Genomic DNA, 14,249 nt, shown 5'->3' with positions numbered 1-14,249 from the left:
CGCATCTTTTCCGAAGTTTTAGGAGACCTCTTTTGTCGAACACTATTCCCACCTTCGATCTCGCCAAACAGGGCATCGAAACCGGTGGCGCGGACCTGCACTGGAATCTCTCGACCGCGCCGCTGGTCGAAACCTCGCTGCAGCGTAACGAAGGGCATCTCGCGAAGGATGGTCCGTTGGTCGTGGAAACCGGCAAGCACACCGGTCGTTCGGCGAAAGACAAATTCATCGTGCGCGACGAGGAGACCGAGGACACGGTCTGGTGGGGCAAGGTCAACGTCCCGATGACCCCGGAACATTTCGCGGCGCTGAAAGAGGATTTCCTCAAGGAAGTGGCGAAAAAAGACACGCTCTTCGTGCAGGATCTTTATGGCGGATCGCAGCCGGAACACCGGGTTCGCGTGCGCGTGATCAACGAGCTGGCATGGCACAATCTGTTCATCCGGACGCTGCTTTGCCGGCCTGAAAAGGATGAGCTTGCCGGTTTCGAGCCCGAATTCACGATTATCGACCTGCCGACCTTCCAGGCCGACCCCGCGCGCCACGGCACGCGGAGCGAAACCGTGGTCGCGGTCAACCTGTCAGAAAAGCTGATCCTGATCGGCGGCACCGCCTATGCCGGGGAAATGAAGAAATCGGTTTTTGGCATCCTCAACTACAAGCTGCCCGCCGAAGGCATCATGCCGATGCATTGTTCGGCCAATATCGGGGCCGGCGGCGATACGGCGATTTTCTTCGGCCTTTCGGGCACCGGCAAGACGACCCTGTCCGCCGATGCAAGCCGCACGCTGATCGGTGATGACGAGCATGGCTGGTCGGACACCGCGGTCTTCAACTTCGAAGGCGGCTGCTATGCCAAGATGATCCGGCTTTCTGAAGAAGCGGAGCCGGAAATTTACGCGACTACGCGGCGCTTCGGCACGGTGCTCGAAAATGTCGTGATGGATCTCGAGACGCGCGAGCTCGATTTCGACGATGCGAGCCTCGCCGAAAACAGCCGCGGCGCCTATCCGATCGATTTCATCCCCAACTGCTCCGAGCATAATCTCGGCCCGGTTCCCAAGAACGTGATCATGCTCACGGCCGATGCCTTCGGCGTGCTGCCTCCCATCGCGCGGCTGACGCCCGAACAGGCGATGTACCATTTCCTCTCAGGCTATACTGCCAAGGTCGCGGGCACCGAAATCGGCGTCACCGAACCGGAAGCGACCTTCTCGACCTGTTTTGGCGCGCCGTTCATGCCGAGGCATCCCAGCGTCTATGGCAATCTCTTGAAAGAGCGGATCGCCAAGGGCGGCGTCAAATGCTGGCTGGTCAATACGGGATGGACGGGCGGCAAATATGGCGTGGGCAACCGGATGCCGATCAAGGCGACCCGCGCCTTGCTCAACGCGGCGCTCGACGGCAGCCTTAGCGGCGCGGAATTCCGGACCGATCCCAATTTCGGTTTCGACGTGCCGGTATCGGTCCAGGGCGTCGACGATGCGATCCTCGATCCGCGCGGGACCTGGGACAATCCGGAAGAATATGACGAGATGGCAGCGAAGCTGGTCGGCCTCTTCATCGAGAATTTCGCCGAGTTCGAAAAACATGTCGATCAGGGCGTAATCGAAGCCGCGCCCACTGCGGCCTGACCGCTTCTCTCGACCGACAAAAAAAGGGGGCGCCGGAGCAAATGCCCGGCGAATCCTGCGCGCGATGGTTAGGATAGAATTGCCGGGCGGCGGGAAAATGGATTTACCCGCTGCCGGGCCGCTGGCATAAATCGCGCCATTCATATCAGGAGCGAGGCCATGGGAATTCTGGACGGATTACTGAACCAGTCGGGCGGCGGGCTGGATCTCGACGATCTTGCGGGCAAGGTCGGCCTGTCGGCGGATCAACTGCGCACGGGGGCCGATTCCATCCTCGGCCGGCTCGCGGGAACGGGCACCGACGATCCCGACGTGGCGGCGAGCGAAGCGGCGGCCGAAACCGGCCTCCCGCTCGATCGGCTGCAGGAGCTTCTCCCGCAGCTGACTCAGCATCTGGGCATGGGCGAAGGCGGCGACGGCGCGAGCGGCGGTATCGGCGGGCTTGTCGAGCAGGCGAAGGGTTTTCTGGATCGCGACGGCGACGGCAACCCGCTCGACGATATCGCCGACATGGCCAAGGGCCTGTTCAACCGGGACTGATGCGGAAGCCGGGAACGGTCCCGGCTTTCCTCACTCCTCGGGCAGCGCCGGCAGCGGTTCGACTTCGAGGCAATTGCCTTCGGCGCCGGTGATTTTCATCCGCGCGCCTTCGGGGGCGTCGGGGCCGCTGGCCGACCACACGGTATCGCCGACCTTTACCCGGCCCGATCCATGCTCGATCGGCTGCACGACCGTGACCGTCTGGCCGATCATCTGCGCGATGCGGGCGTTGAGCAGCGGCGAGGTAGAGAGGATCGGATAGACTTCGAACCAGCGCTTGGCGACATAGACGAGGCCGACGGAACTGATCGCGAAGATCAGCAGCTCCATCGGCAGCGAAAGCGGCAGGGCATAGCCGAGCAGGCCGGTGAACAAAGCCGCGGCGCCGAGGAACATCAGATACATGCCCGGCGCCATCATCTCGACGCACAGCAGGATGATGCCGACGACGATCCACAGCGCCTCGGTGTCGATCTCGAATCCGAAAATGGTCATCGCGGTGCCTTCCTACGATCCCGAACGGGGCGGACGTCCGGCGATGGCCTGGCCGCCGTCCGCCTTGTCGCCGCCAAAGGCTTCGCGCGCCAGTTCGCCGATGCCGCCGAGCGTGCCGATCAGCTGGGTCGCCTCGACCGGGAAGAGGATGGTTTTCGCATTGGGCGAACGGGCGAAGGCCTCGATCGTCTTCACATAGTCCTGGGCGATGAAGTAGTTGATCGCCTGGGCGTCGCCGCCGGCGATCGCGTCCGACACCAGTTGGGTTGCCTTGGCTTCGGCCTCGGCTTCGCGCTCGCGGGCCTCGGCGTCCTTGAACGCGGCTTCGCGGCGGCCCTCGGCCTGCAGGATCTGCCCCTGTTTCTGGCCCTCGGCGTGGAGAATTTCGGAGGCGCGTGCGCCCTCGGCTTCAAGGATGGAGGCACGCTTTTCGCGTTCCGCCTTCATCTGCCGCGCCATCGCGTCGACGATATCGGTCGGCGGACGGATATCCTTCACTTCGACGCGGGTGATCTTTATGCCCCAGGGCGTCGTCGCATCGTCGACCACCGCGAGCAACCGGGCGTTGATCTCGTCGCGCTTCGACAGCGTTTCATCGAGGTCCATCGCGCCCATCACCGTGCGCAGATTGGTGGTCACCAGGTTGAGGATCGCCACGTAGAGGTCCGACACTTCATAGGCGGCCTTGGCGGCATCCAGCACCTGGAAGAACACGACCCCGTCGGTCGAGATCATCGCATTGTCCTTGGTGATGATCTCCTGGCCCGGAATGTCGAGCACCTGTTCCATCATGTTCACCTTGCGCCCGACCCGGTAGAAAAAGGGCACGATGATCTGCAGGCCCGGCTCCGCGGTGCGCGTATAGCGGCCGAAATATTCGATCGTGTAATTATAGCCCTGACGGACGATCTTGATCGACATGAAGACGAAGATGATCGCCAGCAGCGCGAGAAATCCGATTGCCGAAAACAGGCCTTGCATGATCGCTTCTCCCCGGGACCCTGTGAACGATATCCTTATGGCCCGATCGACGCTTCGCTGCCAAGCTTAATCGGCCAGATCTGTGTGGAATGCCGCCCATGGGAAACCGCTTGCCGTTCGTCGAAAGCCTGAGCGCGCAACGCTTGCGGCAGGCCCGGCGCGCTGCCATGCACCGCCGATGATCGTCCGTCTCCTGGCCGCCGCTGCGGCGCTTCTCCTCGCTGCCCCGCTTCCCGCCCAGGCGCTCCCGACAGAGGGGGAATTGAGGGCCCATATCGAGACGCTCGCCAGCGACGCCTTTCAGGGCCGCCAGCCCGGCACGCAGGGAGAGGCGATGGCGACCCAATATATCGCACAGCAGATGGCGCAGGCCGGCCTCCAGCCGGGCTATGGCGGCAATTTTTTCCAGCCGGTGGCGCTGGTCGAGCGCCGCGAAGGACAGGCCCGGATTCGCATCGGCGGGGCCGATCCTGCGGCCCCCGAAACCGCGCAACTGCTGCTGCTCGGCAATATGGAGAATGTCGAGCTGGCCGGCGCCCCGGTGCTCTTCGCTGGCTATGGCCTCGATACCGGTCGGGACGGGGAAGACAGCTTTGCCGATGCTCGGTTCGATGGCGCCGTCGTCCTGTTCCTCGCCGGCTGGCCCGAAGGCATGGACGATGGCCCCTCCTATCGCAGCCGGATCGCCAGTTTCCGCGAGCGCGGGGCCCAGGCCGCGATCGGCATCATCGATCCCGACCTGCCCTGGCAGGCCGCCCGCGCGGGGATGATGTTCCGCCAGACCTATCTTGCCTCGCATGTGGTGGCTCCTGTGGAGGGGATCATGTCCGCCGCCATGGCCGACGCGCTTTTCGCCGGTATCGGCCGGAATTACGCAGGGTTGGAGGCGATGGCGGCGCAGGAGGATTTCGCGCCCTCCATCCTCGACGTCGATATGGTCATCAATGTCACCACGCCGATCGATCGCTTCGACGGCTTCAATATCGTCGGCCGCCTGCCGGGCAGCGGGAACACCGGCGAGGCCGTGCTGTTCACGGCCCATCACGATCATTTCGGCATCTGCCGCCCCGAAGGCCGGGAAGACCGGATCTGCAACGGCGCGGTCGACAATGCGAGCGGCACCGCCGCGGTGATCGAGGTCGCCCGCACGATCGCTGCCGGCCCACGGCCGGTTCGCGATATCCTGTTCGTAACGACGACCGCCGAGGAACTCGGCCTGCTGGGTGCGATTGAATTCGCCGATCACCCGCCGATGCCGCTCGACGATATCGTCGCGGTGTTCAATCTCGATACCATCGCCATTGCGCCCCGCGGCGCCCCGGTGGGAATTATCGGCCGCGGGATGACCCCGCTCGACGATCTGATCGATACCGTCGCCCGGGAAGCCGGACGGGACATATATACCGGGCTCGACGTCAACGCGTTCGTGAACCGGCACGATGGCTGGGTCTTTTTCGAGCGCGGTGTGCCCGCCGTGATGGTCGGCGGATCCTTCACCGATCCCGAATTGCGGACGGGCTTTCTTTCCGGGCCCTATCACGCGCCGGAGGACGAAGCCGAGGGGCTGGAGCTGGGCGGCGCGATCGAGGATGTCTGGCTGCACATCGCGCTGGGCCGCGCTTTCGCCGATCCTGCACGGTATCGGACTCCTCAGCGCTAGCAACGCGCGCACTTCATCCCTATAGACGCGCCACACCGATTCTGGAGGAGTAAGCGCGGCCATGGAGATCACCGAAGGACTGACCTTTGACGATGTCCTGCTGCGCCCCGGCGAATCCGATATACTGCCGAGCCAGGCCGACACCACGACGCGCGTAACCCGCGAAATCGGCCTCAATATCCCGATCCTGTCGGCCGCCATGGATACGGTCACCGAAGCCGATATGGCGATCGTGATGGCGCAGCTTGGCGGCATCGGCGTGCTCCACCGCAATCTTTCGATCGAGGAACAGGCGAGCGCCGTGCGCGCCGTGAAGCGCTTCGAATCCGGCATGGTCGTCAACCCGATCACCATGGCCCCCCATCAGAAGCTGAAAGATGCGCTGGAGCTCATGGCGCGCCACAAGATTTCGGGCATCCCGATCACCGAGGAAAGCGGCAAGCTTGTCGGCATCCTCACCAACCGCGACGTCCGCTTCGCCGACAATCCGAAACAGCCGGTTTCCGAGCTGATGACCAAGGACAATCTTGCCACGGCGAGCGAAGGCGTAACGCAGGAAGAAGCGCGCAAGCTGCTTCACCAGCGGCGCATCGAGAAGCTGCTCGTCGTCGACGAGGATTATCGCTGCGTCGGCCTCGTCACCGTCAAGGACATCGAAAAAGCCGTCACCTATCCGCATGCGACGAAGGACGGTTCGGCCCGGCTGCGCGTCGCCGGCGCCACCACGATCGGCGACAAGGGTTTCGAACGCACCGAGGCCCTGATCGATGCCGAATGCGACCTGATCGTTATCGATACGGCGCACGGCCACAACAAGGCGGTCGGCGAGGCCGTGGAGCGCGTGAAGAAGCTTTCCAATTCGGTCCAGATCGTGGCCGGCAACGTTGCTACGCTGGAAGGGACCAAGGCGCTGATCGGCTCGGGTGCGGACGGCGTGAAAATCGGCATCGGACCCGGTTCGATCTGCACGACGCGGGTCGTGGCCGGCGTCGGCGTGCCCCAGCTCACTGCGGTGATGGAAGCGGCGGAAGCGGCGGCCAAGGACGATATTCCGGTAATTGCCGATGGCGGCCTGCGCACGTCCGGCGATATCGCTAAGGCGCTCGCAGCGGGCGCTTCGACGGTGATGGTCGGATCACTGCTGGCCGGGACCGCCGAAGCGCCGGGCGAGACCTTCCTCTACCAGGGCCGCAGTTACAAAAGCTATCGCGGCATGGGCTCGGTCGGCGCGATGGCGCGCGGCTCGGCCGACCGCTATTTCCAGCAGGACGTGACCGAGCAGCTGAAACTCGTGCCCGAAGGCATCGAGGGCCAGGTGCCGTTCAAGGGCCCGGCCAAGGATGTCATCCACCAGCTTGTCGGCGGCGTGAAGGCGGCGATGGGCTATACCGGCGCCTCGACGATTGCCGAGTTGCAGAAGCGGGCGAAGTTCCTCCGGATCACCAATGCGGGCCTACGCGAAAGCCATGTCCATGACGTGTCGATCACCCGCGAAGCCCCCAACTACCCGACCCGCTAGGCGATGCTTCCGGCCGCGCGGCTCCAGGCGGCGATCGAGCTTCTCGACGAGATTATCGCCGCAGCGCGGGATGGCGGCGCCGCGGCCGACACGCTGATCCAGCGCTATTTCAGAACACGGCGCTATGCGGGGTCGAAAGACCGGCGCGCGGTACGCGATCTCGTCTATCGCGCGATCCGGGGCTTTGGCGAGGCGCCTGCAAGCGGCCGGGCGGCGATGATCGGGCTGACCGCCGAGGATCCCGAACTCCTGCCGCTGTTCGATGGCTCGCCCCATGGACCAGAACCGATCGGCGAAGGCGAGGCGGGGGCTTCCGCAACGCCATTGCCGGCCTGGCTCAGGACGCGTTTCGCTTCGACCGTCGACGATACCGACATCGCCAGCCTGTCGGGCCGGGCGCCGCTCGACATCCGCGTCAATCTCTCGCGTACGACGCGCGAAGAGGTGCTGGCCGCGATCCCTGATGCCGAACCGGGCAGGCTGAGCGCCTCCTCGGTCCGCTTGCCCGATGGGTTCCGGATCGAAGACCATGCGCTGTGGCACGAGGGCCATGTCGATATTCAGGACGAAGGCAGCCAGCTGCTCGTCGATGCGGCGGATCCGCGCGCCGGGACGACGATCGTCGATCTGTGCGCGGGCGCCGGCGGCAAAACGCTGGCCCTTTGGGATCGCACCGGCGGAAAAGCGCGAATTGTCGCCTGCGATACCGATCGCGCGCGGCTTTCGCGGCTCGCGCCGCGCGCGGCGCGCTCCGGCTTCACCGATATCGAAACCCGGTTGCTCGATCCGGGCAAGGAAGCCGCGGCGCTCGGCGATCTCGACCGCGGCGCCGATCTCCTTTTCGTCGATGCGCCGTGCAGCGGGACGGGCACCTGGCGGCGCAATCCGGAGGCGCGCTGGCGGCTTACCGACAAGCGGATCGCGGGCTTTGTCGCGGCCCAGCACCACATCCTCGAATTCGCCGCGCCGCTGGTCGCGCCGGGCGGGATTCTTCTCTATGCTGTCTGCTCGCTGCTGGCGGCTGAAGGGGAGGATCAGATAGCGAATTTCCTCACATCCCGTTCGGACTTCAGAAAGGTCGATTGCGATACCATCGGCGGTGTCGCATCGGGGCAGGGCTATCTGCTCACCCCCGCGCGGCACGGGACCGACGGGTTTTTCTTCGCAAGGCTCGAAAGGTCGTGCTAAACGAACGCGAAGAGACTTTTTGGGAGTTGATTATGCGTTTTTCGCCCACCGCCATCGCCGTTTCGCTGGTGCTCGCCACGGTATCGAGCAGCGTTTACGGCCAGCGCACCGATGACGATATCGATCCGCAGTCGATCGCCCTGGTGGCCGAAGGCAGGGCGGCGCTCGCTGCCGGCGAGAATGCGCAGGCCGCCGATCTTATCGAGACCGCCCTCGCCGTCGACGCGCGCAACCGCGACGGCTTCGTCGCGCTCGCGGAAGTCGCGCAGGCGCGCGAACTTCCGGGCCTCGCCATCCGCTATTATCGCGAAGCGCTGACCATCGATCCCAACGATCTTGCCGCGCTCGAAGGGCAGGGCCGGGTGCTGGTCAGCCGCGGGGCGATAGAACGCGCACGGCTGAACCTCAGCCGGATCGAGGCGCTGTGCGAAAGCCGCTGCGCCGAAGCGACCGCGCTGGCCGCGGCCATCGAAGCCGGACCGCCGGCAACCGCGCTCGCCGCGCAGCAGGCCACCGAAGAGGCCGTCACCCCCTAGCGTCGATCGCCCGGGCTATGGCGACGAAATCCTGAACCGAAAGCGTTTCCGCCCGGCGCCGTGGGTCGATGTCCAACATTTCCAGGCTTTCAAGGGCATGGGGCAGGTTTTTGAGGCTCTGTCTCAGCATTTTGCGGCGCTGGCCGAACGCCGCCTGGGTCAGCCGCTCCAGGGTCGCGAAGACCACGCCGTCCGGCACTTTCATCGGCACGATATGCACGACCGCCGACATCACCTTCGGCGGCGGCACGAATGCGGAGCGGTGTACCTTCAGCGCGATTCGCGCCTCCGCCCGCCATTGCGCGAGTACCGATAGCCGCCCGTAAGCACCGCTTCCCGGCTCGGCCACGATCCGCCGCGCGACCTCCTCCTGAAACATCAGGGTCAGCGATTTCCACCAAGGCGGCCAGCTTTCGCCGCCCAGCCACCGCACCAGCAGCGCGGTACCGATATTGTACGGCAGATTGGCCACGATATGGGCACCGCCAAGCCCGAGAGACGCCTCGACGCTATCCATCGCATCGCCAGCGCGGATAGTAAGTTTGTCCGGAAAATGCCCGCAAAGCTCTTTCAACGCCGCGATGCAGCGATCGTCGCGCTCGATTGCGACCACGGTGGCGCCGGCTTCGAGCAACGCGCGCGTCAGCCCGCCGGGACCCGGTCCAACTTCGTAAACGGTCTCTCCCGCCACATCGCCCGGTATGGCGGCAATCCGCGCCAGGAGCTGGCCGTCGAGAAGGAAATTCTGTCCAAGCGCCTTGTTTGCGCGCAGATCATGGCTGGCGATAACCTCACGCAGCGGCGGGAGGTCGCTCACGCCGCCGTGGCGGCTTCGGCAGCGCGGTTGGCAGCGCAGAAGGCAGCAAGGCCGATAGCCGCGATTGTCGCCCCGGGATTGGCGATATCCTTGCCGGCTATCTCGAACGCCGTGCCATGATCGGGAGACGTCCGCACGATCGGGAGACCGAGCGTCAGATTGACACCTTCGTCGAAATGCAGCGTTTTGAGCGGAATAAGCGCCTGATCGTGGTAGAGGCAGAGCGCGGCATCATATTTCTGCCGTGCGGCCTCGTGGAACATCGTATCGGCGGGAAACGGCCCGCGTGCGTCAATCCCTTCGTTGCGCAATTCTTCGATGGCAGGCTGGAGAAAATCGATTTCCTCGCGGCCGAGCGCCCCAAACTCCCCAGCATGGGGATTGAGTCCGGCAAAGGCGAGGATCGGTTCGGCGATCCCGAAGTTGCGGGTCAGGCCGCGCGCTGCCGCCCGGCCCTTGTTGACGATAAGCTCGATCGAAATAATCTCGGCGACGTCGCGCAGCGGAATATGCGTTGTGATCGGGACCGTGCGGAGCGACGGACCGGCCAGCATCATTGCGGCATTTTCGCGCGATACGCCGCAGCGTTCGGCAACGAATTCGGTCTGTCCAGCATGAGTGAAGCCGATATCGTAAAGCCGCGCCTTGGATACCGAACCGGTGACGACGGCCCCTGCAGTGCCGGATCGGGCCAATCCTACGGCCAGTTCCAACGAATCAAGGGCACAGCGCGCGCCTTCTGCCGTAGGCAAACCCGGCTTGGCTTCTTCTCCCGCTTCGACGGAAAATAGTGGCAAAGCATGATCGAACACCGAGCGAGCCTGATCGGGCTCGTCGATCCGATAGATCGGGCCGTCCCAGACCTTTCTCAGCGAGCGTTCGTCGCCCACGCAGAAAAAAGGCTGAAGGTTATGCCTTTCCCGGGCGAGCCAAGCCTTGGCGGTGACTTCGGGGCCGATGCCGGCCGGGTCGCCCAGCGATACGGCAATCGGTTCCATCGAAAACTCCCGCTCAGCGATACTCGATCACCGCATCGCGCCGGAGATCGCGAAGATAGCGGCGCGCACGGCGATCGGCACGCTGCTGCTCCAGCCGCGCCATAATCACATCGGCATCGGGCTCGGCGGTTTGCTGCGGATCGTCACGGCCGCACAGCACAAGGACGCGAACGCCCTCCTCGAGCGATCCAAAGGGCGGTGTTGCCTGGCCGACCTGAAGATCGATCATGGTGCCCTGCAGAACCTCGGGAAGGTCGCCGAGCCGGATACCGTCGTTCTGCACGATCTCACCACCAAGATCGGCGGCGATCTGGTCGGCAACGCCGCAGCCGCCACCGCCCTGCGTCCGCTCGGCAAGCGCCGTCACGCGCGGTTCTGCCACCGTACGGTCGGTGCCTGCGGGAAAAGTGATGGTGATCTGCTTGAGGCTGAGAATCGCATCACGCGGGTTCGCTACGAGCACCTGTCGCCGGTCGACAAGGGCGATGATCGAGAAACCGCCGGGAACCGGGATCGGCTGGCTGATACCGTTCACCGGCATTTGCGCCACGACCGATGCGAGTTCGGGCGGCAACTGGGCCGGCTGGACCCAGCCAAGATCGCCGCCAACCGCGGCGGTCGAAGCTTCGGAGAATTGGCGGGCATAGGCCTGAAAGGAGCCGCCCGCGGATATCTGTTCGAGAATCTGGCGCGCGCCCTGAAGAACCTGTTCTTCATTGTCCGGGCGGGCGGAAAGGTAGATTTCGGCGACTCGATATTCGGTTTGTCCGCGGGTCGCCTCCAAATTGCGTACGATCTCCTGCACCTCGCGATCGCTGACGCCGACGGTGGGGTTCACATATCGGCTGAGGAGACGGCGCCAGGCGAGTTCGCCTTCGATCTGGCGCTTCATCGTCTGCTCCGAACTGCCCTGCGTCTGCAGGAACTCGGCAAATTCGGTCGGGGTCGCTTCCGAACGCTGCGCGACGCTGGCATAGGTCTGGTTGATATCGGCCTGCGGAATCTGGATATCGTTCGCCCGCGCTTCCTGGATTTGCAGCATTTCGTCGATCAAATTGCGGACGACCTGCATTCGCAGCCGCTGGCGTTCGGCATCGCTGATCTGCGCGGCACCGTTGGCAGCGAGAAACAGGTTCAGCCGATGATCGACATCGGTCTGGGTAATGATCTCACCATTCACAATCGCCGTCGGCTTGCGGATATTGGGGTCGTGCTGCCCGAACAGCATGAAATTGGCGGGCAAGCCAAGTTGCGTGGCGGTATTCGCCATCATCTCCTGGGACGCGGTCTGCTCGGCATCCTGCGCCCAGAGGGGTGTCGCGGCGGCGCCGAGCGCCACACAAATGGTCAGTAAGCCGCGTTTCACAGGCATATTTTTACGTACGTTCATGATTTAAAGGAATCCCATGTCTCTGCGCCAGTGGCCGGCATGTCTTCTCGAAATATTATAGCCTCAACGATCCTTAACCGCAGCTTAGCGGCCCAAATTCGTCAAGGCAAAGCGCAGCAGGAACGTATTGCCGCGACGCGCATCGCCCGTATCGTCATAATCGCGCCGCCACGTAAAGCCGAATTCGAGACCTTCGTCTTGATAACCGAAACCGAGGCGGGTGCGAACCGGCTCGAAACCGTCCGATTGCGAAAGCGGATCTTCGCGCTGGCTGGTAAGATCGACGACCGCAGACCCGAATAGGGACCAATAGTTTCCGATTGCCACCCGCGCCGCCGCGCGCAATTCTTCGCGGTCACGCAAATCCTCCACATTGAACGTGATATCGCGGTTGAGCCTCAGATAGCCGATCTCGCCATAGGTCGTGCGCGAGCCGACGGAAAAATCGATCTCGTTGCGGCGCAGCTCCAGATTGTCCTTGTCGAGCCGGAAACGGTGGGTGAGGGCGAGGAAGCGCCCATAGCGGATGTCCGTCCGCCCGACGATGTCGGAAAAGCGGGCCGCAAGCCCGGTGCCATCCGGAAACAGCGCCGGCTCCCTGCTCAGGCGATAACTTTGGGCAATGCTCGTGCTTAGCGAAAAACGCGGGATATCGAGCCGATATTCGCCGCCATAGGTGATTCGTGCTCCGTCTTCGAAACGATCGTTACCTGGAAAGCGGTTGAGCGAAAACACGTTGGAGGTTTCAAGCTCGATCGACCGGGAATCCTCGTTCGGTACTTCAAGGTTGGAAAGCGGGGGCGTGGCGACGAATTGGATCCGCGGGGTGATGCGCTGTACGCCGCCGAAAATCTCTCCGACGAATGGCCATGCAATATCGGCGGCGACGGCGCCGATCCCGCGAAACTGCCATCCTTCTTCTCCGCGATAGAAGGAGGTCAACGTGTTCGCATTTTCATCCGAATGATAGGCGTCGCCCCGCACCAGCGCCGTCAACGTCACTTCCTGGCCCAAAGCCGTAATCCGACGCAGGTCCCATTGCGCGCTGGCAAAAGCGCGTTGCGTATCCTGTCCATCGGTGCGGACGATACCGAGGGAGTTAAGCCGCACGTTGACCGTTCCACCGACGATGCTCTCCTTTTTCCGGTACCGATAGTCCAGAACCGGTAGCGCGATGGGTTGCTGTCCGGCATCCGAAGTGACACGCAAATCCTGGACGGCCCAGCCTGCGAGCGAAAAATAACTGTCCCGTCCGATGCGTTCGAGCGTCACCGTCGAGCGCAATCTGTCATCGCGCGAAATATCGTAGCGGCGCAGGAAGGTATCGTCGGTGGTCAGGCGCCCCGATCCGCTGGCGCTCCAATAAGGCGTAATCTGGAAACGACCATTGGCCTCGATATAGCCACGAAAATCCTCATTTCCCGACGAAACGAAACCGGCCGGGGGATTGATCTCACGCCGCGTGCCATAGGTCGCCATACCGCCGATCTGGAAGGCCCCTTCCGCAGCGAGATGGCGGTAGCGCGCCTCGATCGCCGGCAGAACTTCTGTATAGATCCGCGGCGTGATCGTGAGATCTCGGTTCGGCGCGAGTTGAAGATAATAGGGCAGGCCGACTTCCAGCCCATTCGACCGACTGAGGCGAAGGTCCGGAACCAGCAGCCCGCTTGCGCCGCCGGTCGAGCCGTCGGGATGCGAGAAGGCGGGCAATGCCATCACCGTGACCCCAAACAGCTCGAACCGCGCATTCGAATAACGGATACGGTTGGTTTCGGGATCGTGGACGATCCGTGCCGCCGTGATCCGCCAGCTCGGTTCCTGTGGTTCGCCATCATAACCATAGGCACGATAGGGGGTGTACGCGGCACTCGTCAGCGTCGACACGCCGTCTACCCGGACACCGTGGCGCGCCGCGAGCCGCCCGCCATTTTCAAGGACGATCAGCAGATTTTCAACCATGCCGTCCCGCAGCGTGTCGCTGAGCGAAGCGCTGTCGGCATAAGCCGACTCGCCGGCCGGCGACCGTATCGCGACATCGCCATTAGCCTCGACCGCACCGGTACGGCGATTCCAGACGACCCGGTCGGCGCGCAGCCGCATCCCTTCGCGAACCATATGGACATCGCCCATCGCGGTGACGATATCGGCTTCGCTATCAAACTCTACCGTCTGGGCGCTAAAGACAATCTCATCGGGATTTTCGGGCGAAGCCAGCGGCGGCAATTCCTCGGCCGACAGTTGCACGGTCGGCACGGCGTCCGGAAGCTGGCCCCCGGCCTCTTCCTGCGCCTGCGCCGGCACGGCTTGGGCGATCAGGAGCAGCGGCAGGGCCGTCATGCTGAGAATGGGGCTACGCGTCACATTTTCCACCGGTCGGGCGATCCGTCATTGCGGCGCCTATCGCACCCCGCGCGCCGTGCTGCAATCGCCTTTGCCAGCGCGCGGCGGCTGGTCTATCGGGAAGCCGAAGCCCTGCCGATACAATCAGACA

The 14,249-nt window shown here is 63.6% G+C and carries 12 protein-coding genes; 6 read left to right on the top strand and 6 right to left on the bottom strand.

The window, feature by feature from the left end:
- Window positions 1-32: 32 nt before the first annotated feature.
- Together H6P80_RS09740 and H6P80_RS09735 are read left to right on the top strand one after the other, a co-directional pair.
- On the top strand, window positions 33-1,634 hold the full coding sequence (locus H6P80_RS09740; protein WP_407947237.1) for a phosphoenolpyruvate carboxykinase: 1,602 nt from the start codon (window positions 33-35) through the stop codon (window positions 1,632-1,634).
- 159 nt (window positions 1,635-1,793) lie between these two features.
- On the top strand, window positions 1,794-2,174 hold the full coding sequence (locus H6P80_RS09735) for a hypothetical protein (protein ID WP_185801203.1): 381 nt from the start codon (window positions 1,794-1,796) through the stop codon (window positions 2,172-2,174).
- A 30-nt stretch (window positions 2,175-2,204) separates the two neighbouring features.
- On the opposite strand, the gene H6P80_RS09730 is transcribed toward H6P80_RS09735, so the two are convergent.
- Window positions 2,205-2,669, bottom strand: coding sequence for an NfeD family protein (locus H6P80_RS09730; RefSeq protein WP_185801202.1), 465 nt, complete (start codon window positions 2,667-2,669; stop codon window positions 2,205-2,207).
- A gap of 12 nt (window positions 2,670-2,681) precedes the next feature.
- On the bottom strand, window positions 2,682-3,590 hold the full coding sequence (locus tag H6P80_RS09725; RefSeq protein ID WP_407947256.1) for an SPFH domain-containing protein: 909 nt from the start codon (window positions 3,588-3,590) through the stop codon (window positions 2,682-2,684).
- A gap of 238 nt (window positions 3,591-3,828) precedes the next feature.
- On the opposite strand from H6P80_RS09725, the gene H6P80_RS09720 reads away from it, so the two are divergent.
- From H6P80_RS09720 to H6P80_RS09705, 4 genes are all read left to right on the top strand, one after another.
- Window positions 3,829-5,310 (top strand): M28 family peptidase, encoded by a 1,482-nt coding sequence (locus H6P80_RS09720; protein WP_185801200.1) that lies wholly within the window; start codon window positions 3,829-3,831, stop codon window positions 5,308-5,310.
- 61 nt (window positions 5,311-5,371) lie between these two features.
- Complete coding sequence (guaB, locus tag H6P80_RS09715) at window positions 5,372-6,829, top strand: IMP dehydrogenase (protein WP_185801199.1); 1,458 nt, start codon at window positions 5,372-5,374, stop codon at window positions 6,827-6,829.
- Window positions 6,830-6,832: 3 nt separating this feature from the next.
- Window positions 6,833-8,017 (top strand): RsmB/NOP family class I SAM-dependent RNA methyltransferase, encoded by a 1,185-nt coding sequence (locus H6P80_RS09710; RefSeq protein WP_185801198.1) that lies wholly within the window; start codon window positions 6,833-6,835, stop codon window positions 8,015-8,017.
- Window positions 8,018-8,049: 32 nt separating this feature from the next.
- A complete protein-coding gene (locus tag H6P80_RS09705) occupies window positions 8,050-8,553 on the top strand; it encodes a hypothetical protein (protein ID WP_185801197.1) in 504 nt (167 codons plus the stop codon).
- Here H6P80_RS09705 and rsmA read toward each other — a convergent pair.
- The 4 genes from rsmA to H6P80_RS09685 all read right to left on the bottom strand — a co-directional run bounded on the left by rsmA (window position 8,543) and on the right by H6P80_RS09685 (window position 14,095).
- Window positions 8,543-9,370, bottom strand: coding sequence for a 16S rRNA (adenine(1518)-N(6)/adenine(1519)-N(6))-dimethyltransferase RsmA (gene rsmA / locus H6P80_RS09700; RefSeq protein WP_185801196.1), 828 nt, complete (start codon window positions 9,368-9,370; stop codon window positions 8,543-8,545). The genes H6P80_RS09705 and rsmA overlap by 11 nt on opposite strands.
- Entirely contained in the window at window positions 9,367-10,368 is a 1,002-nt protein-coding gene (gene pdxA / locus H6P80_RS09695) for a 4-hydroxythreonine-4-phosphate dehydrogenase PdxA (protein WP_185801195.1), read from the bottom strand. Before pdxA ends, rsmA begins: the two co-directional genes overlap by 4 nt.
- Before the next feature lie 13 nt (window positions 10,369-10,381).
- A complete protein-coding gene (locus H6P80_RS09690; RefSeq protein ID WP_407947255.1) occupies window positions 10,382-11,740 on the bottom strand; it encodes a peptidylprolyl isomerase in 1,359 nt (452 codons plus the stop codon).
- 102 nt (window positions 11,741-11,842) lie between these two features.
- Window positions 11,843-14,095 (bottom strand): LPS-assembly protein LptD, encoded by a 2,253-nt coding sequence (locus tag H6P80_RS09685; protein ID WP_185802089.1) that lies wholly within the window; start codon window positions 14,093-14,095, stop codon window positions 11,843-11,845.
- Window positions 14,096-14,249: the final 154 nt, after the last annotated feature.

It is taken from the genome of Parasphingopyxis marina (assembly GCF_014237875.1).
GTDB classification, from domain to species: domain Bacteria; phylum Pseudomonadota; class Alphaproteobacteria; order Sphingomonadales; family Sphingomonadaceae; genus Parasphingopyxis; species Parasphingopyxis marina.
The sequence above is the reverse complement of the archived record's forward strand: the minus strand, read 5'-3'. Positions and strand labels throughout refer to the sequence as shown.

What these genes read in the sequence shown, in the direction of transcription:
- H6P80_RS09735 (WP_185801203.1), top strand. Translation starts at nt 1,794, where the DNA reads ATGGGAATTCTGGACGGATTACTGAACCAGTCGGGCGGCGGGCTGGAT.
- H6P80_RS09730 (WP_185801202.1), bottom strand. Translation starts at nt 2,669, where the DNA reads ATGACCATTTTCGGATTCGAGATCGACACCGAGGCGCTGTGGATCGTC.
- H6P80_RS09725 (WP_407947256.1), bottom strand. Translation starts at nt 3,590, where the DNA reads ATGTCGATCAAGATCGTCCGTCAGGGCTATAATTACACGATCGAATAT.
- H6P80_RS09720 (WP_185801200.1), top strand. Translation starts at nt 3,829, where the DNA reads ATGATCGTCCGTCTCCTGGCCGCCGCTGCGGCGCTTCTCCTCGCTGCC.
- guaB (WP_185801199.1), top strand. Translation starts at nt 5,372, where the DNA reads ATGGAGATCACCGAAGGACTGACCTTTGACGATGTCCTGCTGCGCCCC.
- H6P80_RS09710 (WP_185801198.1), top strand. Translation starts at nt 6,833, where the DNA reads ATGCTTCCGGCCGCGCGGCTCCAGGCGGCGATCGAGCTTCTCGACGAG.
- H6P80_RS09705 (WP_185801197.1), top strand. Translation starts at nt 8,050, where the DNA reads ATGCGTTTTTCGCCCACCGCCATCGCCGTTTCGCTGGTGCTCGCCACG.
- pdxA (WP_185801195.1), bottom strand. Translation starts at nt 10,368, where the DNA reads ATGGAACCGATTGCCGTATCGCTGGGCGACCCGGCCGGCATCGGCCCC.
- H6P80_RS09690 (WP_407947255.1), bottom strand. Translation starts at nt 11,740, where the DNA reads ATGCCTGTGAAACGCGGCTTACTGACCATTTGTGTGGCGCTCGGCGCC.
- H6P80_RS09685 (WP_185802089.1), bottom strand. Translation starts at nt 14,095, where the DNA reads ATGACGGCCCTGCCGCTGCTCCTGATCGCCCAAGCCGTGCCGGCGCAG.